This window comes from Nocardioides sp., from assembly GCF_024509035.1.
GTDB lineage: Bacteria > Actinomycetota > Actinomycetes > Propionibacteriales > Nocardioidaceae > Nocardioides.
Genome location: NZ_JANINT010000269.1, coordinates 1 through 2,779 on the forward strand (window position 1 = coordinate 1; position 2,779 = coordinate 2,779).

4 protein-coding genes are annotated in these 2,779 nt (G+C 72.9%); 3 read left to right on the plus strand and 1 reads right to left on the minus strand.

Annotated features, from left to right (window positions below; genetic code table 11):
- The first annotated feature begins 435 nt into the window (after positions 1-435).
- A complete protein-coding gene (locus Q0L15_RS18230; RefSeq protein ID WP_296605869.1) occupies positions 436-1,170 on the plus strand; it encodes a class I SAM-dependent methyltransferase in 735 nt (244 codons plus the stop codon).
- Here the strand turns inward: Q0L15_RS18230 and Q0L15_RS18235 are convergent.
- Positions 1,157-1,840 carry a helix-turn-helix transcriptional regulator gene (locus Q0L15_RS18235; protein ID WP_296605870.1) on the minus strand — a complete coding sequence of 228 codons (684 nt, stop codon included), beginning with the start codon at positions 1,838-1,840 and terminating at the stop codon, positions 1,157-1,159. The genes Q0L15_RS18230 and Q0L15_RS18235 overlap by 14 nt on opposite strands.
- A 65-nt stretch (positions 1,841-1,905) precedes the next feature.
- On the opposite strand from Q0L15_RS18235, the gene Q0L15_RS18240 reads away from it, so the two are divergent.
- Together Q0L15_RS18240 and Q0L15_RS18245 are read left to right on the plus strand one after the other, a co-directional pair.
- A complete protein-coding gene (locus Q0L15_RS18240; protein ID WP_296605871.1) occupies positions 1,906-2,358 on the plus strand; it encodes a hypothetical protein in 453 nt (150 codons plus the stop codon).
- 4 nt (positions 2,359-2,362) lie between these two features.
- Entirely contained in the window at positions 2,363-2,677 is a 315-nt protein-coding gene (locus tag Q0L15_RS18245) for a DUF952 domain-containing protein (protein ID WP_296605872.1), read from the plus strand.
- Positions 2,678-2,779: the final 102 nt, after the last annotated feature.

Consider the following 2,779-nt stretch of genomic DNA (forward strand, 5'->3'; position numbering starts at 1 on the left):
GTGAGGGTGTGGGCGGTCTCGTCGGTGCCCATCGACCACATGGAGACGTCGGAGATGTCGTCGAGGAGGGCGTGGATCTGGTTGACGGCGCGCGTGACCCGATGTGATGGGTGAGCTTGTGCGGTCATCGCCACTCCCGAGATGAAGTCGTGGCGGCAGTCTATCAAACGTGTGCTCGGAAAGTCAACACGCAGATTCACGTTCCCTGGGGCGGCGGTCCGCAAGCCGGGAAGAGGCCGATGCCACGGCGGACCGCTCCCGCTTTGCTGCCGAAGACCGCAGCCCGAAGCAGCCCGCAGCCCGACGTACCTCCACCGCCCTGCGCAGGTTGCGGGGGCTCGACGAGCTCGGCCAGCGGGAGGCACATGACCGAGGGCCGGCTCGCGCACGACCAACTCGGTGGCCCGGTGGGGGCCGGCCGACCACGATGGACCTGTGACGACCAACTACTTCGACCGCGACGTGGCCGAGCGGTACGACGACCTCGACGACCCGATGTTCTCCCCCGCGGTCCTCGGGCCGACGGTGGACCTGCTGGCCGACCTCGCCGACGGACGGCCCGCGCTCGAGCTGGCGATCGGCACCGGGCGGGTCGCGCTGCCGCTGAGCGAGCGCGGCGTCCGGGTGCACGGGATCGAGCTGTCCGAGGCGATGGTGGACCAGCTGCGCACCAAGCCCGGGAGCGAGCGCATCGCGGTCGCGATCGGCGACATGACCGAGACCCGGGTCGAGGGCCGGTTCGGGCTGGCCTACCTGGTCTTCAACACGATCGGCAACGTCACCACCCAGGACGGGCAGGTCGCCGTGTTCGAGACCGCAGCGGCCCACCTCGAGCCCGGCGGGCTGTTCCTCGTCGAGACGCTGGTCCCCGGCGTACGCCGCCTACCGGCCGGCGAGCGCTTCGCCGTCTTCGGGCACACCGGCGCTCACGTGGGCATCGACGAGTACGACGTGGCGACCCAGCGCACCTGGTCCCACCACTACTCCTCCGAGGACGGCGAGACCTTCCGGCGCCGCTCGATCCCGTTCCGCTACGCCTGGCCGGCCGAGCTGGACCTGATGGCGCGCATCGCCGGCTTGCGTCTGGAGCACCGCTGGGGCGACTGGGACCGCAGACCGTTCACGGCCGAGAGCGCCAAGCACGTCTCGGTCTGGGTCAAGCCGGGCTGAGGTCGCAGCCCAGGTCGCGCAGACCGGCCCGGCCGGTCTCGGTGAGCCGGAGCGAACGGGAGTCCGCGGCTCTGCGCACGAACCACCCGCGGTCGATCAGCGCTGCGCCGACGTCCGCGGCGAGCGCCCCGGCGAGGTGCGGGCGACGTTCGGTCCAGTCCAGGCACGGCCGGGCGAACGACCGCCGCCGCCCGCGCGCGGCCTCGACGTCGACCCCCCACGCGGCCAGCGCGGCCGAGCCGGCCGGCGTGACGTCGTACGCCTCGGAGAGCCACCGCTGGGCGAGCAGCGCGTCGTGGAGGAGGACCCCACACCGTCCTGCGAGGTGGTCGTAGCAGGTGCGGGCGAAGGCCAGCGAGCGGGCGTGACCCGCCTGGCGCAGGGTCCGCACGGGCTGGGGCGGTGCGACGTGCGAGAGCGCCTCGAGCGCCTCACCCACGGCGGGGCCGGCGATGCGGTAGTAGCGGTGCCGCCCTTGGGCGACCACCTCCACCAGCCCACCGGCGAGCAGCCGGCCCAGGTGCTCGCTCGCGGTCGACGGACCGACCCCGGCCACCCTCGCCAGCTCCCCGGCCGCCAACGCCCGTCCACCCATGAGGCTGTCGAGCATCCGCGCGCGGCTCGGATCGCCGATCAGGGCGCCCACGGAGGCGAGGTCGGTGTCGTGCATCCGGCGAGACTACGACGCGCACGGTGCGGCCGCGGCCGAAGCGTGACGCCCCTACCGTCACGGCCATGGAGAGCCCCGGAGCACAGGTCGAGTCCGCCGTCGAGCACTGCCTGGAGGTCGCCGCCACCTGGCTGGTCTGGGGCGGCCGCCCAGCCCTCAGCGAGGACGGCGAGCGGATCTACACCCCACACAAGGCCGTTCGGCGCATCGGTGACCATCTCGTCGACCACCTGGCCGAGGTCGAGGCGCTCCTCGCCGGCGTCCCGACCGAGCCGGATCACTGGCACGCGAGCCTGGTCACCCTCGAGTCGGACTGGGCTCGGTTCACCGAGCTCGACCTCGACGAGGCCCGCCAGCGGCTGCGCCGGCTGGGCCGCACGTTCTCCCTGCGGCTGGCCGCAGCCGGCGAGTCCTCGTGGGATCTCCCCCGCGGTGAGAACTGGTCGTTGCGCGAGATCGCCGACCACCTCACCGGTATCCGGTGGTACGCCGACCAGGTCGGGCGGCTGCCACGATGAGCGCGTGAGGATCTTCCATATCGCGACGCTCGCCGACTGGACCGCCGCCCAGGAGACGGGCGCCTACACGACCTCGACGCGCGGGCGCACCCTCGCCGAGGAGGGCTTCATCCACGCCAGCCGGGCCGACCAGTGGGAGGGCGTGCGGGAGGCGTTCTACGCCGACGTCACCGAGCCGCTCGTGCTGCTCGAGATCGACACCGGCCTCCTCGACAACCCCGTGGTCGAGGAGGAGCCGGCCCCGGGCGCGGGCGTCACGTTCCCGCACGTGTACGGCGCGATCGCGCCCGGCGCGGTCGTGGCCGTCACCCCGCTCTGAGCCGACGGCTCTCGCCCCAGGCGACGAGCTCGCTCAGCCGCGTCTCCGTGACGTCGTCGCGCGGCAGGTAGACCATCATCCGGTTGACCCCGGACTGGCCGA

Coding starts and splice junctions, on each gene's coding strand:
- Q0L15_RS18235 (WP_296605870.1), bottom strand. CDS start 1,840: ATGCACGACACCGACCTCGCCTCCGTGGGCGCCCTGATCGGCGATCCG.
- Q0L15_RS18240 (WP_296605871.1), top strand. CDS start 1,906: ATGGAGAGCCCCGGAGCACAGGTCGAGTCCGCCGTCGAGCACTGCCTG.